Annotated in this window: 12 protein-coding genes; 8 read left to right on the forward strand and 4 right to left on the reverse strand. The window is 28.2% G+C overall.

Annotated features, from left to right (window positions below; all coding sequences use genetic code 11):
* Positions 1-319: 319 nt before the first annotated feature.
* From BHYOB78_RS03065 to BHYOB78_RS03080, 4 genes are all read left to right on the forward strand, one after another.
* The gene (locus BHYOB78_RS03065; RefSeq protein ID WP_020064232.1) at positions 320-1,441 is read left to right on the forward strand and encodes a chorismate mutase; all 1,122 of its coding nucleotides are present in this window, start codon (positions 320-322) and stop codon (positions 1,439-1,441) included.
* Positions 1,434-1,961 (forward strand): shikimate kinase, encoded by a 528-nt coding sequence (locus BHYOB78_RS03070; protein ID WP_020064231.1) that lies wholly within the window; start codon positions 1,434-1,436, stop codon positions 1,959-1,961. Before BHYOB78_RS03065 ends, BHYOB78_RS03070 begins: the two co-directional genes overlap by 8 nt.
* 88 nt (positions 1,962-2,049) lie before the next feature.
* Complete coding sequence (locus tag BHYOB78_RS03075) at positions 2,050-2,748, forward strand: DUF554 domain-containing protein (RefSeq protein WP_020064230.1); 699 nt, start codon at positions 2,050-2,052, stop codon at positions 2,746-2,748.
* Between the two features lie 44 nt (positions 2,749-2,792).
* Entirely contained in the window at positions 2,793-3,917 is a 1,125-nt protein-coding gene (locus tag BHYOB78_RS03080; RefSeq protein ID WP_020064229.1) for a hypothetical protein, read from the forward strand.
* Between the two features lie 163 nt (positions 3,918-4,080).
* Here the strand turns inward: BHYOB78_RS03080 and BHYOB78_RS03085 are convergent, their stop codons facing one another.
* The 3 genes from BHYOB78_RS03085 to fusA form a co-directional block, all read right to left on the reverse strand.
* Positions 4,081-4,491, reverse strand: coding sequence for a FlgD immunoglobulin-like domain containing protein (locus BHYOB78_RS03085; RefSeq protein WP_012671911.1), 411 nt, complete (start codon positions 4,489-4,491; stop codon positions 4,081-4,083).
* Between the two features lie 8 nt (positions 4,492-4,499).
* Positions 4,500-5,318: a PTS sugar transporter subunit IIA gene (locus BHYOB78_RS03090; RefSeq protein ID WP_012671912.1), complete on the reverse strand. Its 819-nt coding sequence runs from the start codon at positions 5,316-5,318 to the stop codon at positions 4,500-4,502.
* Positions 5,319-5,405: 87 nt separating this feature from the next.
* Positions 5,406-7,496, reverse strand: a complete 2,091-nt coding sequence (gene fusA / locus BHYOB78_RS03095) for an elongation factor G (protein ID WP_012671913.1) — start codon at positions 7,494-7,496, stop codon at positions 5,406-5,408.
* A 329-nt stretch (positions 7,497-7,825) separates the two neighbouring features.
* Between fusA and BHYOB78_RS03100 the strand changes: the two genes are divergently transcribed.
* Positions 7,826-9,148 carry an MATE family Na+-driven efflux transporter gene (locus BHYOB78_RS03100; protein ID WP_020064228.1) on the forward strand — a complete coding sequence of 441 codons (1,323 nt, stop codon included), beginning with the start codon at positions 7,826-7,828 and terminating at the stop codon, positions 9,146-9,148.
* A 498-nt stretch (positions 9,149-9,646) separates the two neighbouring features.
* Here the strand turns inward: BHYOB78_RS03100 and BHYOB78_RS03105 are convergent, their stop codons facing one another.
* On the reverse strand, positions 9,647-11,347 hold the full coding sequence (locus BHYOB78_RS03105; protein WP_020064227.1) for an amidohydrolase: 1,701 nt from the start codon (positions 11,345-11,347) through the stop codon (positions 9,647-9,649).
* A gap of 166 nt (positions 11,348-11,513) precedes the next feature.
* On the opposite strand from BHYOB78_RS03105, the gene pcp reads away from it, so the two are divergent.
* From pcp to BHYOB78_RS03120, 3 genes are all read left to right on the forward strand, one after another.
* Positions 11,514-12,119 carry a pyroglutamyl-peptidase I gene (gene pcp, locus BHYOB78_RS03110; RefSeq protein ID WP_012671916.1) on the forward strand — a complete coding sequence of 202 codons (606 nt, stop codon included), beginning with the start codon at positions 11,514-11,516 and terminating at the stop codon, positions 12,117-12,119.
* Between the two features lie 104 nt (positions 12,120-12,223).
* Complete coding sequence (locus BHYOB78_RS03115) at positions 12,224-15,970, forward strand: phosphoribosylformylglycinamidine synthase (RefSeq protein ID WP_020064226.1); 3,747 nt, start codon at positions 12,224-12,226, stop codon at positions 15,968-15,970.
* A gap of 197 nt (positions 15,971-16,167) precedes the next feature.
* Positions 16,168-16,980 carry a Cof-type HAD-IIB family hydrolase gene (locus BHYOB78_RS03120; protein WP_020064225.1) on the forward strand — a complete coding sequence of 271 codons (813 nt, stop codon included), beginning with the start codon at positions 16,168-16,170 and terminating at the stop codon, positions 16,978-16,980.
* Positions 16,981-16,998 lie beyond the last annotated feature (18 nt).

The following is a 16,998-nucleotide window of genomic DNA, read 5'->3' on the forward strand; positions in this document are numbered from 1 at the left end:
TACAGCACCCGCCCTAGCTTTTATTAAATTTACGGCTTTACAATTTTATATCTATTTAGTAGATACTAAAAATTTTGAGTTTGACAACAGAGGCACTTTATATATATGTTATCTACTTTTTTGTCGTATACCTCACAGCTGGACTTTGTCAAATGCAGTTCTTTTGGTTCTTTTATACCAATAAAATAACTGGGGGTGTGGCACGTCTGTGTGCTTCGCAGGGCAAAGCCACATATATAAAAATATAACTTTATTTTTTGACAAAGTATATTTGTTTAGGTATAATCTTAAATATTAAAAACTATAAAAGGACATGACTATGCTTAATGATGAATTACAGGAATTAAGAAAAGATATTGATAGAATAGATAAGCAGATAGTAAATTTGATAGATGAAAGAATGAAAGTAAGTTTGAAAGTAGGGGAGACAAAAAAGAAATATAATGCTCCTATATTCGATCCAAAAAGGGAAAAAGAAGTTATAGCAAAAAAAATAGAATTGCTTGAAAATAAAGAATTATCAGGATTAATTACTACTATTTATAATGATATAATGTATACATCAAAACAGCTTCAGAAACATTTGATTGATGAATATAATATTAAAGAAGATAAAAAAGATGATAATGATAATATAAAATATGATGAAAAGATAGTGTATCAGGGCAGAGAGGGCGGAAACGGACATGAAGCTGCTTTAAAATTCTTCGGTGAGAATGCTAAACTTGTAAAGAAAGAACATTTTGATGATGTGCTTGAGAGTATAAGAAGCAGAGAATGTTATTACGGAGTTTTGCCTTTGGAAAATTCTTCTACAGGAATGGTTAATGAAGTTTTGGATATACTTGCAGATTATAACTGTAAAATAGTAGGAGAGGTTTATCTTCCTATAGAATACGGACTTATGTTAAAAAAAGGTACTAGTATAAAAGATATTAAAAAAGTTATATCTCATCATCAGGCTTTGAAGCAATGTTCTAATTTTATAAAAGAAAATAATTTTGAAGAGATAACAGCATCAAATACAGCAGAAGCAGCATTCATAGTTTCTAATGGAAATGATAAAGAATTAGCTTCAATTTCTAATAAGCATGCTTGTAAAATTTATGATTTGGAGATGCTTGAAGAAAATATTGAGAATATTAAAGGAAATACAACTCGTTTTATTATAGTTGCTAATTATGACAATGCTTTAAAAAGCGGTAATAAGATGACTATAAGATTTTTGCTTCCTCATGAAAATGGAAGTTTGGCAGATTCTTTGAATAAATTAAAAAGTTTTAATTTAACTTCTATAGTAAGCCGTCCGCATGTTGAGAGAAAATGGCAGTATTATTTTTATATTGATATGACAGGTGATTTTGAAAAAAGTAAAGAAGAATTTGAAGAGTTCAAAAACAGTGTTGAAAATTTAATTGTTTTAGGTGTGTATAATGAATAATATAAAAAATAATAAGATTATATTTATTGTAGGTTTACCAGGATGCGGAAAAAGTGCATTATCAAAAATGCTTGCCAAAAAATTAAATTATGATTTGTACGATATGGATTCTTTTATAGAAAAAAAAGAGGGTAGGACTATAACAAATATTTTTGCTGATAATGGAGAGGCTTATTTTAGAAATATTGAAAGCGAAGTGCTTGAAGAATTAAGCAATTTAAATAATGCCGTTATATCTACAGGAGGCGGTATAGTTCTTGCTGAAAAAAACAGAAATATTATGAAAGATAAAGGATTAACTATTTTTATAGATAGAAGTCCTGATATTATACTTCAAAATATAGACCCTACAGAAAGACCGCTTCTTGCTAAGGATAAAAATAAATTATTAGAATTATCTAAACAGAGAGATAGTTTATACAGGGAATCAGCACATATTATATTCACTCATAATACTTGGGAAGATAATATTGATAATACTTTTCAAAAATTTTATGAAAGTATTAAGAATTATATTTAAAAATTACTATTGATAAAAACAAAAAGAAGTATTATATTATTTTATTTATATAGCAAATTATATATTATAATAATGTTAGGATTAAAATATGATAGCTGTTTTCGTTAATATGATAGCTGTACTTGTGGGTTCTATTATAGGTTTTGCATTCAAAAATAAATTATCAAAAAGGTATGAAGAGCCTGTTTTTATTGCTGCCGGTATAATATCCCTTACTATTGGTATTACTATGGCTATAACTACAAAGCATATATTAATATTTGCAGTGTCTATTATGCTTGGCGGTGTTACTGGAACATTCTTTAGAGTAGAGGAAAAAATAGAATTATTCGGTGAGTTTTTAAAAAGTAAATTTGCTTTCAAAGAGAATTCTGGTAATTTTGCATTAGGTTTTCTCACTTCTTCAATACTTTTCTGTTCAGGATCAATGTCCATAGTTGGTTCATTTCAGGCAGGTACTCAGGGAATATATGATTTAATATTTACAAAAAGCGTAATAGACGGATTTGTTGCCGTATTTATGTCTACAGTTTATGGTATAGGGGTAGCTTTTTCTATAATAAGTATATTTGTTTATCAAGGAGCTTTGACTATACTTTCATCTTTTTTAGAGCCTTATGTTTCTGAAACTATGCTTAATGAGGTTTCTGCTGTTGGCGGAGCTACTGTTATGATGATAGGGATAAATTTATTGAAATTGGCCAAAATAAAGACAGGAGATTTTCTTCCAGCTTTAATTTATTCTATTTTACTTGTTTTGCTTATACCTTATATTCAATTTTTATGATATAATATATCAATATAATATATAAATGTTAGGAGATATTATCAATGGAAGACATAGTAAAAGAGTATATTGATTATGCTAAGCAAAAATCAAATATTGAAGAGGTAGCAAATAAAAAACTTGTATCTCAAAATGAGAAATTTTTAAAATTAAAAGAGTATGTAAAAGAAAATCATGATAAAGAATTGGATATATGCAGACAAATAGCATCAGAATTTGAAAATATGGATATATTAAAATCATATTATGCTGCAAATTTTGTAGGACATTCACTTCATCATGAGGATATAATAGATGATGAAATAGGCAAAAATATTATTAATTTATTTTTTAGAAATATAGATAATGCCTGCCGTTTCATAGAAAATGCTGCTCAGCTTTATAATGTAGATGAAGATGATCTTACCGATGATGATATAGCCCGCATTAATATAGATATTATGTACAGATTGGATTATAAACCTTTAGAGGCATTTATTGGAATTGATATGATGATACCTCCTGTTATGACAGTTATATGTTCTAATCAGGATTTGAGGAAGTATTTTATTAATTTAGGACTTGAAGATCATATAGAATATTTAGAAACTTATGTTCATGCATTATCTTATGTGCATATTGGTATAGAGGCATGCTATAAAACAAAAATTCTCGTTCTTTCTCCTAAAGTACAGAGAGGTTTTTATATAGAGGCTTCAGATATGAGTAATGGATACTATCTCATAACTTTATTAGAAGCAGAATTATATAAAAAAGGATTATTAAAAAGATACGGCATAGATAATTATGAGTTTAATGAAACTATTTATAATATAGCCGCTGGAAATGAGCATCCTCAGGAATTGATGGAAGCGGAGGCACATCAGCAATACTACACTATGTACGCTCTTCAAAAAGACGGTACTTATAATGTTGAAGATGAGAACGGAGAATTGGATTGCTACAAAATATTATACAGCGATATGTCTCCAGAAGAAATTCCTGACTTGGACGGTACTCATATATTGATTATGGATAGTGAAGGGATGTGGGCAAAACCTGTAAAATGGGATATAAGCTACTTTACAAAGCCTCATCAGAAATTGAAACCTTATGTAAAAATATTAGATGAAATATCAGATGAAGAATATAATACTTGGATAGAAAAAATAAAGAATTCTAATTCATAAAAAATATAGTTATATTATAACTTTTAAAGCTATAAACGATCAGCTGATAATTTAGTTGTCAGCTGATTTTTTATTGTATAAATAAAAATTTATCGTTAGTAATTTTTATTAGCAATAATAAAAAATAAGTATTTTTATTATTGTTGTTTAATGTTTTTATATTTTATCTTATAGAAGTTTTAAATTCAGCTATAAATGTGGAATCTTGATCATCTTTAACTGTTGCTTTAGCATCATAAACACCAGATGGAAGATATTTCCCATTCTTATCAAGTCCTGACCATATACAAGTAGCTGTTTTCTTTGAAGCATCAATAGTTAAATCTTTTGAATCCATTAAATCTCCATTTTGAGAGTATATTTCAACTTTGGCACTTATAATTTCTCCGCTTGCAATAGAAACTTTATAAGTAGTATTCTCCTTAGAAGGACTAAATGGATTTGGAAAATTATAAAACTCAGAAATGTTTGAGCTAGGTTTATTTGGTGAGCATGAAATATAAAGGAAAGCTAAAAGAAGTATTATTAAAACATTTCTTTTAGCTGTCCATATTTTTAATAAATTATTTATCATTAATGTTATCAGTCAGTAGTGAATAATATTCTTCCGCAATGGAAACACATAATAATTTGATTTTGTCTTCTAACTTCATTAACAGTCATTTTAGGTATAGCTACATTACAAGCACTGCATTTGTAATTTTCTATTTTAGCTAGAGCTTCACCTTTATTTTCTTTAATTCTTTTGTAATTTTCTAACACTGCAACATCAATTTTGCTTAGTATAGTATCTTTATATTTTTTGTACTCTTCTAAAACAACATCAGATTTTTGCTGAGAGTGAGTAGAACTATAAAGTTCATAAGCTTTAATTTGTATTTCAGCTCTTTCAAGTTCGATTAAGAATTTGATTTGTTTTTCAGCTTCAAATTTTTCATCTAATTTTTTGAATGATTCTAAAACAGAAGCAAGTTCATCATAGCTTTTAGTAGCCATTACTTTATCAAGTATTTCTTTTTGATTCACTAAGAAGAAAATTTGAGAAAGATTTAAAAGATAATCCTGAGGGTTATCAAGATCGGAAAGTATAGCAAATATTAATTTAACAGGACTTTTTTCATCAGAGTCTGAGTCATAGTTAATTTCATTTTTCAAGAAACCAACAAATATATCTGTTTTTCCATAACCTTGTATTCTTCCATGTGGAACAGCAACTCCGTTTCCAATATTAGTAGTGTATTCATCTTCACGTTTTTTGAATGCATCGAATATAGCATCTGCAGATGCTGAAGCAACCGGTGCAATTTTTTCACTTAAAACTTTGAAAAGCGATTCTTTGTCTTTTGATTCCAAATCTTCAAATACATGTTCTTTTGTGATTTTGTCAATTATTTTGAGCATACAATCTCCTAGTTTTATACATATTCTAATATTATATGATAGTATATAAAAAATATCAACTTTATTTTTATATACTAAGCCCTAATTTTATTCTACGCTGCCAAGCAATGCTTTTCTTTCCTCTATAACCTTATCGGCTAAAGGACCTGTAAGCTCTTGATAGTGAGAATGTTCCATTTCAAAAGTACCTCTTCCTGAAGTTGAAGCTTTCATCTCTATAGAGTATGTAAGCATTTCAGATAGCGGCACTTCAGCTTTAATCATTTGTATTGTATTAGATGCTGCCTCCATACCTAAAATTTTTCCTCTTTTACCTGTGAGTTCATTCATTATAGAACCAGTAAACTCTTCAGGTACATAAACTGTAACTTTCATAACAGGCTCTAATAATACAGGACTTGCATTTTTGAAAGCTTCTTTTGCAGCCATAGAACCTGCTATTCTAAATGATAATTCATTGGAGTCTACATCATGGTATTTACCGTCAAAGAGTCTAACTTTAATATCAACCATAGGATATTTGCCCAAAGGGCCTTGTGCTAAAGCATCTTGTATACCTTTTTCTACTCCCGGTATATACTGTTTAGGTATAGCACCTCCAAATATATCGTTTATAAATTCAAAACCGCCGTCACGCGGAAGAGGTGAAACTTCTAAATGAACTTCTCCAAACTGTCCGCTTCCTCCTGATTGTTTTTTATGTCTATATTGAGCCTGAGCCTGTTTTCTTATTGTTTCTCTATAAGCTACTCTAGGAACACTTTGTTCTATTTCTGCTTTAGTGAGAGATACTACTCTTTCTAATGCTAATTTTACCTGTAAAGCACCCATAGCTTTTATAATAGTTTCTTTAGTTTCAGTATCATACTCTATATTGAATGTTAAATCTTCCTGAGCTATAGTATCAAGCACTTCAAGAGCTTTTATATCATTTTTCAATATTTTAATAGCTGTAAAGTATATAGGCTGAGGTACTTTAAGAGGTAAGAATTGGAATGGAGCAGACGGAACACTTATAGTATCGCCTGTTCTACAATCTGAAAGTTTTGCTAATACTCCTATATCTCCTGCTGTAATAGTATCGCTTTCTATTTGTTTTTTTCCTCTAGCCATATATATATGAGAAACTTTTTCTTTTTTTCCTGTTCTGGAATTGTATATTTCATCTCCGCTTTTTATGCTTCCTGAACGAACTTTAAAGAATGATATTCTTCCAGCATATTGGTCTATAGTAGTTTTAAATACAAATGCTGCAAAAGGATTATTATCACCTAATATAGTTCTTGTTGCAGGTTCATTAGTTAAAAGATCAGTACCGTCTGTAACAGGTACATAAGAAGGAGAAGGCATATATCTGATAATAGTATCAAGTAAAGCTCCCATACCTATATCTCTTATAGATGTACCGAAAAGTATAGGTACTACTTTATATTGAAGTATAGATTTTGTTAAAGCTTCAATATATTCTTCATCTGTAAATTTACCGCCGTCTAAATACCTTTCCATAAGACTATCATCAACTTCGCATACTAATTCTTTTAATCTGTCGCGTGTTGCTCTGTACTCTTCATAATATTCTTCAGGTATTTCTGCCTCTACAATTTTTCCATGCTCATCTCTAAAAAATGCTTTATGATAAATAACATCTATTATACCTTTAAAATCTTTACCATTACCCATAGGTATTTGTATAGGAACTACAGGAGGCTCTTTAAAGTTATTTTCGATTTTCTCTAATAAAGCTTTATGATCAACCATTTCTTTATCTATTTTATTGATAAATACTATTCTAGGTCTTCTAAAATTATTAGCCATCTGCCAATGTTTTTCAGTTTCTATTTGTATACCGAATTCTGCATCTATAACAACGATACAAGATTCAGCTACTCTTAGTGCAGGGTTAATTTCACCGCTGAAATCACCAGACCCAGGAATGTCCAGCAAATTAATTTTATGATCATTCCATTCTATAAAACTTAAAGAAGTTCTTATGGACATTTTTTGCTTGATTTCTTCGTCTGTATAATCACTGACTGTAGTTCCTCTTTCGATTTCACCTTTTTTATCTATAGATTTAGCTCTATAGAGTAAGGCTTCATTCAAACTAGTTTTACCGCTTCCTACATGCCCTAGAAGTGCAACATTACGAATACTTTCTGGGTTATAAATTTTTCCCATAAACATTCCTCCTTTGGTAACAGAAATTGTTTTGATATAATAGATTATTTATTATATTATTTGATTTGTTTCTAAAGAAGCTTAAAGAATAAGCTGATTCATAGAAAACTAAGTAATGCATGATAATTCAAGTATAGTAAAAAAAATATCAAAAATCAAATTTTATATACTATTTTTACTATTAACAATAATGAATAAAATTATTATAAATATTAGTTTATTATGATTTATATATTGAAGATCTATTTATAAAATATTGATATAAATATATTGTTAATATATTATAGCTTGAAATTTATAAATCAAATAAATTTATCAGGAATTAAATTATGGGTACAAATTTGTTAAAGCAAATTAATTTCAGACTTTTTATTGTTCTTATGATACAAGCTTTGATGCCTTCTATCTATTCTACATTTAGAATATATTTACTTGACAGCTATCCGAGTGCAAGCGGTATAAATATTGCATCTCAGCAAATGTGGCTTGGAATTATATACGAAGTATTTGAAGAAGCTATAATAGCACCGCTTTTTTTCTTTTTTGGAAAAATAAAAGATAAAAATTCGGATGAAGAAAAATATATTTTTATTAATAAAGTAAGAAGTTCTATATTAATAATAACTTTTATATATATAGTAATGGCTTTTATTATAAATGTATTTGCCGGTAATTTAGTTACTGTAATGAAGCAGCAGACGGAACTATATTTGCAAACTACTACATATATAAGATTAGAGTCTTTAGCTAATATTGCTGTAGTATTGTTTCATTTGGTGATAATAGTTCATACGGCTTTAGAAAATTATAAATCTATTTTTGTAATAACTACAATAAAAATGTTTTTAACTATTATTTTAGATATACTTTTTGTTTCTCAGTATTCTATATCTTTGAATTTGGGAGTTAATGGTATAGCTTATAATAATATAATATCGAATTTGATTTCTGTAATAATAGCTTTAATACTATTAAATAAAAGCGGATATAATATTTTTGATAAAATAAAACTTCAATTTTTATGGAATAAAAAAGTAAGTTCATTAAATGTAATATCAGGTCTTGAATCATTTTATAGAAATTTGATTTACAGCATAGTACTTGTAAGAATGATTAATATTGTAGGAGAGCAGGGTAATTATTGGGTGGCAAATTCATTCTATTGGGCTTGGCTTTTGATACCTATAAATCAAATAGGAACATTAGTAAGAACAGATTTATCTAAGGATCATAACAGAAGTTTAAAGCCTTATGTGCTTCTTACAACTATATGCGTTCTTATATGGATAGCATTAATACCTACATATAAATATTTTATGAAGTATATAATGAATGCACAGAATCTTGAATCTGTTATGTCATTGATTATGATACTATTTCCTTTTTATATATTCTATGCATATTATAATATCATATCAAATTTATTGTACGCTATAGGACAGATTAAATATATGCTTCTTCAGTCTTTTATAGTTAATACATTTTTCAATATACCATATTTTATTTTGTATTTAAAAGGTGCTTATGAGATTACTCTTTTGAATATAACTTTAAGATTCGGACTTGCTATTTTAATATCTACAGTGATTATATATATAATTTATTTTGCTAAAATAAGAAAGATTCTAAAATTAGAAAAACATAATATTTGAATATAAAAAAATTATTGCATTTACTATTATAAAAATAATAAATGCAGTAATTTGTTATTTTTATTTAGTTTAATTAATTATAAAACTTTTGTATATACCTAAACAATTATATTTTGTCAAAAATTATTTTCTTATTTTTATTATTAGTGGGGACTAGCCCTGCAAAGCACACAGTCGTGCCGCTCTGCGTACTTCGTACCCCCCAAGTTCTTTTGCGACTGAAGGAAGTGCCTGTGGTATTGCCGCATACGAAGTACGCCTGCGGCGAGAAGCAAAAGGGCTATATTTGAGCTTAAATTTAATAAATTATTTTACATGTAATACGATTTTAGTATGATTTAATATTAATTTTATACTTGCTCTTTTTGCAACTTTTTGCGGCGGGAAAAAGTTGAATAAAAAAATTAACAAACTTAAAAAAATTCAGTATATAAAAAATTACTGCATTTATATAGCTTTATAATATGCAGTAATTTATTATTTAATTAATAAATAAAATTAAATAGATGAGTCTTGATTTTTATTGTATAATGTTTTTCCTTCTTTAATAGTTTCAAGTACTTCTATATCTTTTATCTTCATAGGTTCGCAGTTAAGAGGATTATCGCTTAATATTACTAAATCAGCCAATTTACCTTCTTCTATAGTTCCTTTTAAATCTTCTTCTTTATTTTGATAGGCTGCATTAATAGTGATAGCTTTTAATGCCTCATAAGGAGTGACTTTCTGATTATCTCCTAACAATATACCATTTTTTGTTATTCTATTAACGGCACACCAAATAGTTTCAAGCATATCCGGTTTTATTACGGGTGTGTCCTGATGATAAGTAAAAGCTAGATTATTATTCAATGCTGTTTTTGATGCACTTATCTGTGAAGCTCTTTCCATACCTAAATTTTCTATATGTACATCTCCCCAATGATAAACATGTGCTACAAATATTGAAGGTATGATATTTAGATTTGACATTGATGTATATTGTTCATCTCTTATTATTTGGCTATGAACTAAAACTGCTCTGTAATTATTAGTGGTATTTCTTTTATTCATAACATTACTGAAAGCATTTATATACTGATCTGCTGCTGCATCTCCATTACAATGAGCCTGAAGCTGCATTTCATCATCTAATGCTTTTTCTACATATTTTTCTACATCTGCATTACTATATATTCCGTATCCTCTATATCTGGCTGGTCCGCTTACATAAGGCTGTTCCAACCATGCAGTTTTTGCCTGAGGAGATCCGTCTAAAAATATTTTATAGCCGCCTATTTTAAATCTATTGCTGTATTTGCCAACCATGTCTTTATTAGTTTCTACTATAGAATCAGAATTTTTTAAATCTATAAATCCTATAATATCTATTCTGAATCTATTATTCTTTATCATATTATTTACAAGAGGAAATTCTGCAGTTGATAGTAAAGCATCCTGTGCTGTTGTAATGCCGTATCCTAAATAAACATCTTCAGCTTGATTTACGAATCTCATTAAATCTTCATCTGTTAATTCAAAATTAATAGTATTGGCATAATGTAAAAAAGCAGTTTCTTCCATATATCCTGTAGGCTTTCTGCTGTCTGGATATCTCTCTATTACTCCGCCTTCTATATCTGGAGTATTCTCATCGACTCCGAACTCTTCCAATGCTTTTGAATTCATAGCTCCCACATGTCCTGAAGCATGTGTTATAAATATTGGATGAGTGGTAGAAATTTTATCTAAATCATCTCTGTTAGGATTTTTTTTATCGGGAAGTAAGTTATTATCATATCCGAATCCTACAACCCAAGCATCTGGTTTTAATTGATTTACTTCTATATAATTAGTAATTCTTTGAGCCATCTCAAGCAAATTAGTAGAGCCTGTTAAATCTACTGTTGTAAGAGCCTGAGCAAATCTAACCAAATGGCTATGAGAATCTATAAATCCAGGCATTAAAGTTTTTCCTTCTAAATCTACAACTTCAGCATATACATTGTTTAAAATACTTTTTTCATCTTCTTCAGTATAGGCTACTTTCATTATTGTGTTATCTCTTATTTCTATAGCCCTTGCATAAACAGGCTCATCTCCTTTCATAGTAAGTATATTTCCATTATGATAAACTTTTATTTTATGAGTTATTTTGTCATAGCATGAAATTGATAATATAGATAAAATCATTAATAGTATAAAATATAATTTTTTCATTTTAAAGCCTTAAATAAGTTGTGATTAATATTATAACATTAATATAAAAATTAAAAACACTTAATTACCTTATATAATGGAAATTAATTAAAAAATTATGAACTATTTATTATTTAAGTTTTTATTTTTATATTAAAATATTATATTATTAAGAGGAGTTTATAATATGAAAGCATTAATAACAGGTTTTGAGCCTTTTGATAAAGAAGAAATTAATCCTTCTTGGGAGGCAGTTAGTAGTTTACATAACAATATAGATGATATAGAAATAATTAAATTAAAACTTCCTACGGTATTTAAAAAATCTTATGAAAAACTTTTTGATAGTTTAGAAAATATTAAACCTGATATAGTTATATGTGTAGGGCAGGCTGGCGGAAGATACGAAATATCATTGGAAAGAGTGGCTGTCAATATAGATGATGCTGGAATAAAAGATAATGAAGGAAATCAGCCCATTGATGAAATTATATTTAATGACGGAGAGAATGCTTATTTTTCTAGGCTTCCTATAAAAAGAATAAAAGAAGAATTAAATAAAATTTCTATACCTTCAGCTGTTTCAAATACTGCAGGAACTTTTGTATGCAATCATATAATGTATTCTTTGCTATACTACATAAAAAAGAATAATTTAAATATTAAAGGCGGATTTATACATGTGCCTTATATAACAGAACAAATACTTGATAAGCCAAACACTCCATATATGACTAAAGATATGATAGTAAAAGCTCTTGAGGTAATTATTAAAACTAGTTTATATAATTAATATAATAATATTTTCTATATATTTTATAATATTAAAACTATTGATATAATAATCATTATATATATAATCATTATATTAAAAATTTAAATTAGGAAATAATATCAATGAACTATCGTATCTTTATAGAAAAAAAAGAAGGTTTTAATTTAGAGGCTAAAAGATTAGAAAATCAATTAAAAGAAAATTTCAAAATAAAATGTTCTGTAAGACTTTTGAATGTTTATGACATATTTAATATAGAAGAAAGTCAGTTAAATAATTCTATTAAAGTAATATTTTCAGAACCTCCAACTGATAAAATAGTTGAAAAAAAAGATTTTGAAAGTTTAAAACATTTTGCAGTAGAATATTTACCAGGACAATTCGATCAAAGAGCAGATTCAGCATTACAATGTTTGAAGCTTATTTATAATGATATAAAAGATGTAACTATAGTAAGCGGAAAAGTTGTAGTTTTTGACGGTAATATAGATGATGATACTATAGAAAAAATAAAAAAATTCTATATTAACCCTGTAGAAAGCAGAGAAAAAGATTTAAAAAAGCTAGAAATAGAACCTTATCAAAAAGCTGATGATATTAAAGATGTAGATAATTTTATTAACTTAAATATAGATGAACTTCATAAATATAGAGATGCTCTTGATTTGGCAATGACTTATAAAGATATAGAGTTCGTACAAAATTATTTTAAAAATGAAGAGAAAAGAAACCCAACAGAAACAGAAATAAAAGTACTTGATACATATTGGTCAGACCACTGCCGTCATACAACATTCATGACAAAAATCAATGATGTAAAATTAGAAAATGATAAAAGTAATTTTTCAGAAGTGATACTCAATGCTATTAATAGATATTATAGTATGAGAAAAGAGCTTTACGGTGAAGATGTTGATAGTAAAAGAGATATTAATTTAATGGATATGGCAACAGTATCCGCTAAATACATAAAGAAAAAAGGAAAACTTGAAGATTTAGAAATTTCAGATGAGATAAATGCATGTTCTATTTATATAGATGTTGATGCTGTTGATGAAAATGGAAAAAATAAAACAGAAAAATATTTATTGATGTTTAAAAATGAAACTCATAATCACCCTACAGAGATTGAACCTTTCGGAGGTGCTTCTACTTGTTTGGGCGGAGCTATAAGAGACCCTCTTTCTGGAAGAAGCTATGTATATCAGGCAATAAGAGTTACAGGAAGTGCTAATCCATTAGAAAAGCTAGAGGATACTTTGCCAGGTAAACTTCCTCAAAAGAAAATTACTACTACTGCAGCAGCAGGATATTCTTCTTACGGTAACCAAATAGGGCTTACAACTTGTTTAGTTAATGAAGTATATGATGAAGGATATAAGGCAAAAAGACTTGAAGTAGGTGCAGTTGTTGGAGCTGTTCCTGTAAATTATGTACGCAGAGAAAAGCCTAAAGCAGGCGATATAGTTATAGTGCTTGGAGGAAGAACAGGAAGAGACGGATGCGGCGGTGCTACTGGTTCATCAAAAAGCCATACTGATACATCTTTAAGACTTTGCGGTGCTGAAGTACAGAAAGGTAATGCCCCAGAAGAGAGAAAAATTCAAAGATTATTCAGAAATAAAGAAGTTACTAAATTAATAAAAAAATGTAATGACTTCGGTGCAGGCGGTGTTTCTGTTGCTATAGGTGAATTATCTGATGGAATTGACATTAATCTTGATGTGTTGCCTGTTAAATATTTAGGTTTGAATGGTACCGAATTAGCAATATCAGAATCTCAGGAAAGAATGGCTGTTGTTGTTGAAAGTAAGGATGCAGATAATTTTATAAAACTTGCTAATGAAGAGAATATTGAAGCTACAAAAGTTGCAACTATAACAGATACTAACAGACTTGTAATGTATTTGAAAGGCAAAAAGATTGTAGATATAAGCCGTAAGTTTTTAGATACTAACGGAGCTAAACAAGAAACTAATGCCGTTCTTAAAGATATTAATTTTGAAAATAATCCTTTCAGCACAAAAAATGCATGTTCTCTAACTTCTCATTGGTTTAATATGATAGAAGATTTGAATGTAGCTTCTCAAAAGGGACTTATTGAAATGTTCGACTCATCAATAGGAGCAACAACTATATTAATGCCTTTCGGCGGAAAATACCAAATGACTCCAAGCGATGTAAGCATTCAAAAGATACCTATATTCGATAATAATGCCAAAGAAATAAATACTGCTTCTGCTATATCTTGGGGTTATAATCCTTCTATAATGAAATGGTCAGAGTTCCATGGCGGTATATATTCCGTAATAGAATCAATGTCAAAACTTGTTTCTATAGGTGTTGATTACAAAAATATAAGATTATCATTCCAAGAATATTTCGAGAAATTAGGAAATGATGCTAAAAAATGGGGTAAAGTTTATTCTGCATTGCTTGGTACAATATATGCACAAACTGAATTTGATATACCAGCTATAGGCGGTAAAGACTCTATGAGCGGTACTTTCAATAATATATCAGTTCCTTCAACTTTAATATCATTTGCTGTATCAACTGTAAACTCTAAAGATGTAATTTCTCCGGAGTTCAAATCAGCTAATAATTATGTTTACTTAATAAAACATAATATGCTAGAAAATTATATGCCTAATGTTTCTGAAATAAAAGAGAATTTTGACTTTATATATAAAAACATAAAAGACAAAAAAATATTATCAGCATACACTATCAAATTCGGAGGTATTGCTGAAGCTTTAACTAAAATGTCTTTCGGTAACAGAATAGGTGTTGATATAAAAGATGAGCTTTATTTCTTTAATTTGATGCCTGCTTCATTTATAGTAGAAACTAAAGAAGAATTAAATTATAAAAATGCTGTACTCATAGGAAAAACTATTAATGAATACAAAATAAAAGTATGCGGAGAAACTGTAGATTTAGAAGAAGCAGAAAAATCATGGCTTGAAAAATTATCTCCGGTATTCCCTTATAAAACTTATGAGGATATTGAAACTTACCAGCTAGCTGAATATAAAAGAGAGGCACTATTTATATGCAAAAATAAAACAGCTAAACCTAATGTTTTAATAGCTGCATTTTTAGGTACTAACTGTGAATATGATACTCAAAAAGCATTCTCTGATGCAGGAGCTGATACTGATATTTTTGTATTTAGAAATATTAAACCAGAATACATAAAAGAATCTATTGAAGAGATGTCTAAAAAAATAGATAATTCTCAAATATTTATGATTCCAGGAGGATTCAGTGCGGCAGATGAGCCTGACGGTTCTGGAAAGTTTATTTCTGCAATACTTACAAATGAAAAAATAAAAAATTCTATACATAAATTATTAGAACGAGACGGACTTGTTTTGGGTATATGTAATGGATTCCAAGCATTAATAAAATCAGGTTTACTTCCTTATGGAAAAATAGGAAATATTACAGAAAAATCTCCTACTCTTACATTCAATAAAATAGGAAGACATATTTCCCAAATGGTAACAACAAAGGTAGTATCAAATAATTCTCCTTGGCTTTATAATATACCTGTAGGAAGCGAATTAGTTGTACCTGTTTCTCATGGTGAGGGAAGATTCTTTGCTGATGAAGATATAATAAAAGAATTAATCAAAAAAGGACAGATTGCTACTCAGTATGTTAACTTTGAATCAAAACCTACTAATGAGTTCAGATTCAATCCTAATGGTTCTGCTTATGCTATTGAAGGTATAATTTCAGAGGACGGAAAAGTATTAGGTAAGATGGGACATAGCGAAAGATACTCAAATAATTTATACAAAAATATTATAACAAAAGATATTTACAACATTTTTGAAAATGGAGTAAATTATTTCAAATAAAAATATATAAATTTATAAAAAATAAAGCCATAGTCTTAAATAAAAGATTATGGCTTTTATTATTAGTAGTTAAAAGCTGCATGATTTATGGTATTCAATATAAATCAATAAAAAATCAATATATTGAGAATATTAATATTTTTTATTATAATATATAAAGAGAGTAAAAGTTATAAACAATATTCAAGGATAATATAATGAATATTTCAGACATTTCAAAAGATAAAATAAAATTAATAGCTACAGATTTAGACGGTACTTTACTTAATGATAAAAAAGAAATAGGAAGTTATACTATAGAAATACTAAATAAACTTATGAATGATTATAAAATAGAACTTGTATTATCTAGCGGACGGCCTTATGAAGGAGTAAAAAATTATAATAAACTTCTTAAAAATAATAATTATTCAATCATTTTTAATGGAGCTTGTATTGCTGATAGAGAAGGAAAAATTATATATAGAAAAACTATAGAGGAAAATATATCAGAATCTATAATAAAATTATCAGAAAAATATGATGTATGCATACATATTTATGATAATGGTAAATATATAGTATCAAAAGAAGATTTTCCTATAAAATCTTATGTACAAAAAGAGCAGTCTCTTCCTGCTGTTTACGGATTAAATAATATAAAGACTTATATAATTGATAAAATGCTTATTTTAGGACAAAGAGATATTTTAAATAAACTTCAAGCGGAAATAGATTCACAGTTTAATGTTCATTCTTGTTTTTCCGGACCTCTTTCTTTAGAGATAACTGCTAATGGTGCTAATAAGGGAAATGCATTAAAATGGATTTGCAATAATAAGGGGGGAGATATAAAAGATGTTATTGCATTTGGCGATAATTTTAATGATATTGAAATGATTGAATATGCTGGTATTGGCGTTGCCATGGCAAATGCTGAAGAAGAATTAAAGCAAAAAGCTGATTATACTGCTCTTTCAAATGAAGAAGACGGAGTAGGTAAGTTTTTAAGTAATATTTTTTCAATATAATAATATGGTTATTTATAT

This window comes from Brachyspira hyodysenteriae ATCC 27164, from assembly GCF_001676785.2.
GTDB classification, from domain to species: domain Bacteria; phylum Spirochaetota; class Brachyspiria; order Brachyspirales; family Brachyspiraceae; genus Brachyspira; species Brachyspira hyodysenteriae.

Bases quoted from the DNA above. Each gene is read 5' to 3' on its own strand.
- pcp (WP_012671916.1), top strand. From the start codon at position 11,514: ATGAAAGCATTAATAACAGGTTTTGAGCCTTTTGATAAAGAAGAAATT.
- fusA (WP_012671913.1), bottom strand. From the start codon at position 7,496: ATGGGAAAAATTTATAACCCAGAAAGTATTCGTAATGTTGCACTTCTA.
- BHYOB78_RS03105 (WP_020064227.1), bottom strand. From the start codon at position 11,347: ATGAAAAAATTATATTTTATACTATTAATGATTTTATCTATATTATCA.
- BHYOB78_RS03090 (WP_012671912.1), bottom strand. From the start codon at position 5,318: ATGCTCAAAATAATTGACAAAATCACAAAAGAACATGTATTTGAAGAT.
- BHYOB78_RS03115 (WP_020064226.1), top strand. From the start codon at position 12,224: ATGAACTATCGTATCTTTATAGAAAAAAAAGAAGGTTTTAATTTAGAG.
- BHYOB78_RS03065 (WP_020064232.1), top strand. From the start codon at position 320: ATGCTTAATGATGAATTACAGGAATTAAGAAAAGATATTGATAGAATA.
- BHYOB78_RS03080 (WP_020064229.1), top strand. From the start codon at position 2,793: ATGGAAGACATAGTAAAAGAGTATATTGATTATGCTAAGCAAAAATCA.
- BHYOB78_RS03070 (WP_020064231.1), top strand. From the start codon at position 1,434: ATGAATAATATAAAAAATAATAAGATTATATTTATTGTAGGTTTACCA.
- BHYOB78_RS03075 (WP_020064230.1), top strand. From the start codon at position 2,050: ATGATAGCTGTTTTCGTTAATATGATAGCTGTACTTGTGGGTTCTATT.
- BHYOB78_RS03120 (WP_020064225.1), top strand. From the start codon at position 16,168: ATGAATATTTCAGACATTTCAAAAGATAAAATAAAATTAATAGCTACA.
- BHYOB78_RS03085 (WP_012671911.1), bottom strand. From the start codon at position 4,491: ATGATAAATAATTTATTAAAAATATGGACAGCTAAAAGAAATGTTTTA.
- BHYOB78_RS03100 (WP_020064228.1), top strand. From the start codon at position 7,826: ATGGGTACAAATTTGTTAAAGCAAATTAATTTCAGACTTTTTATTGTT.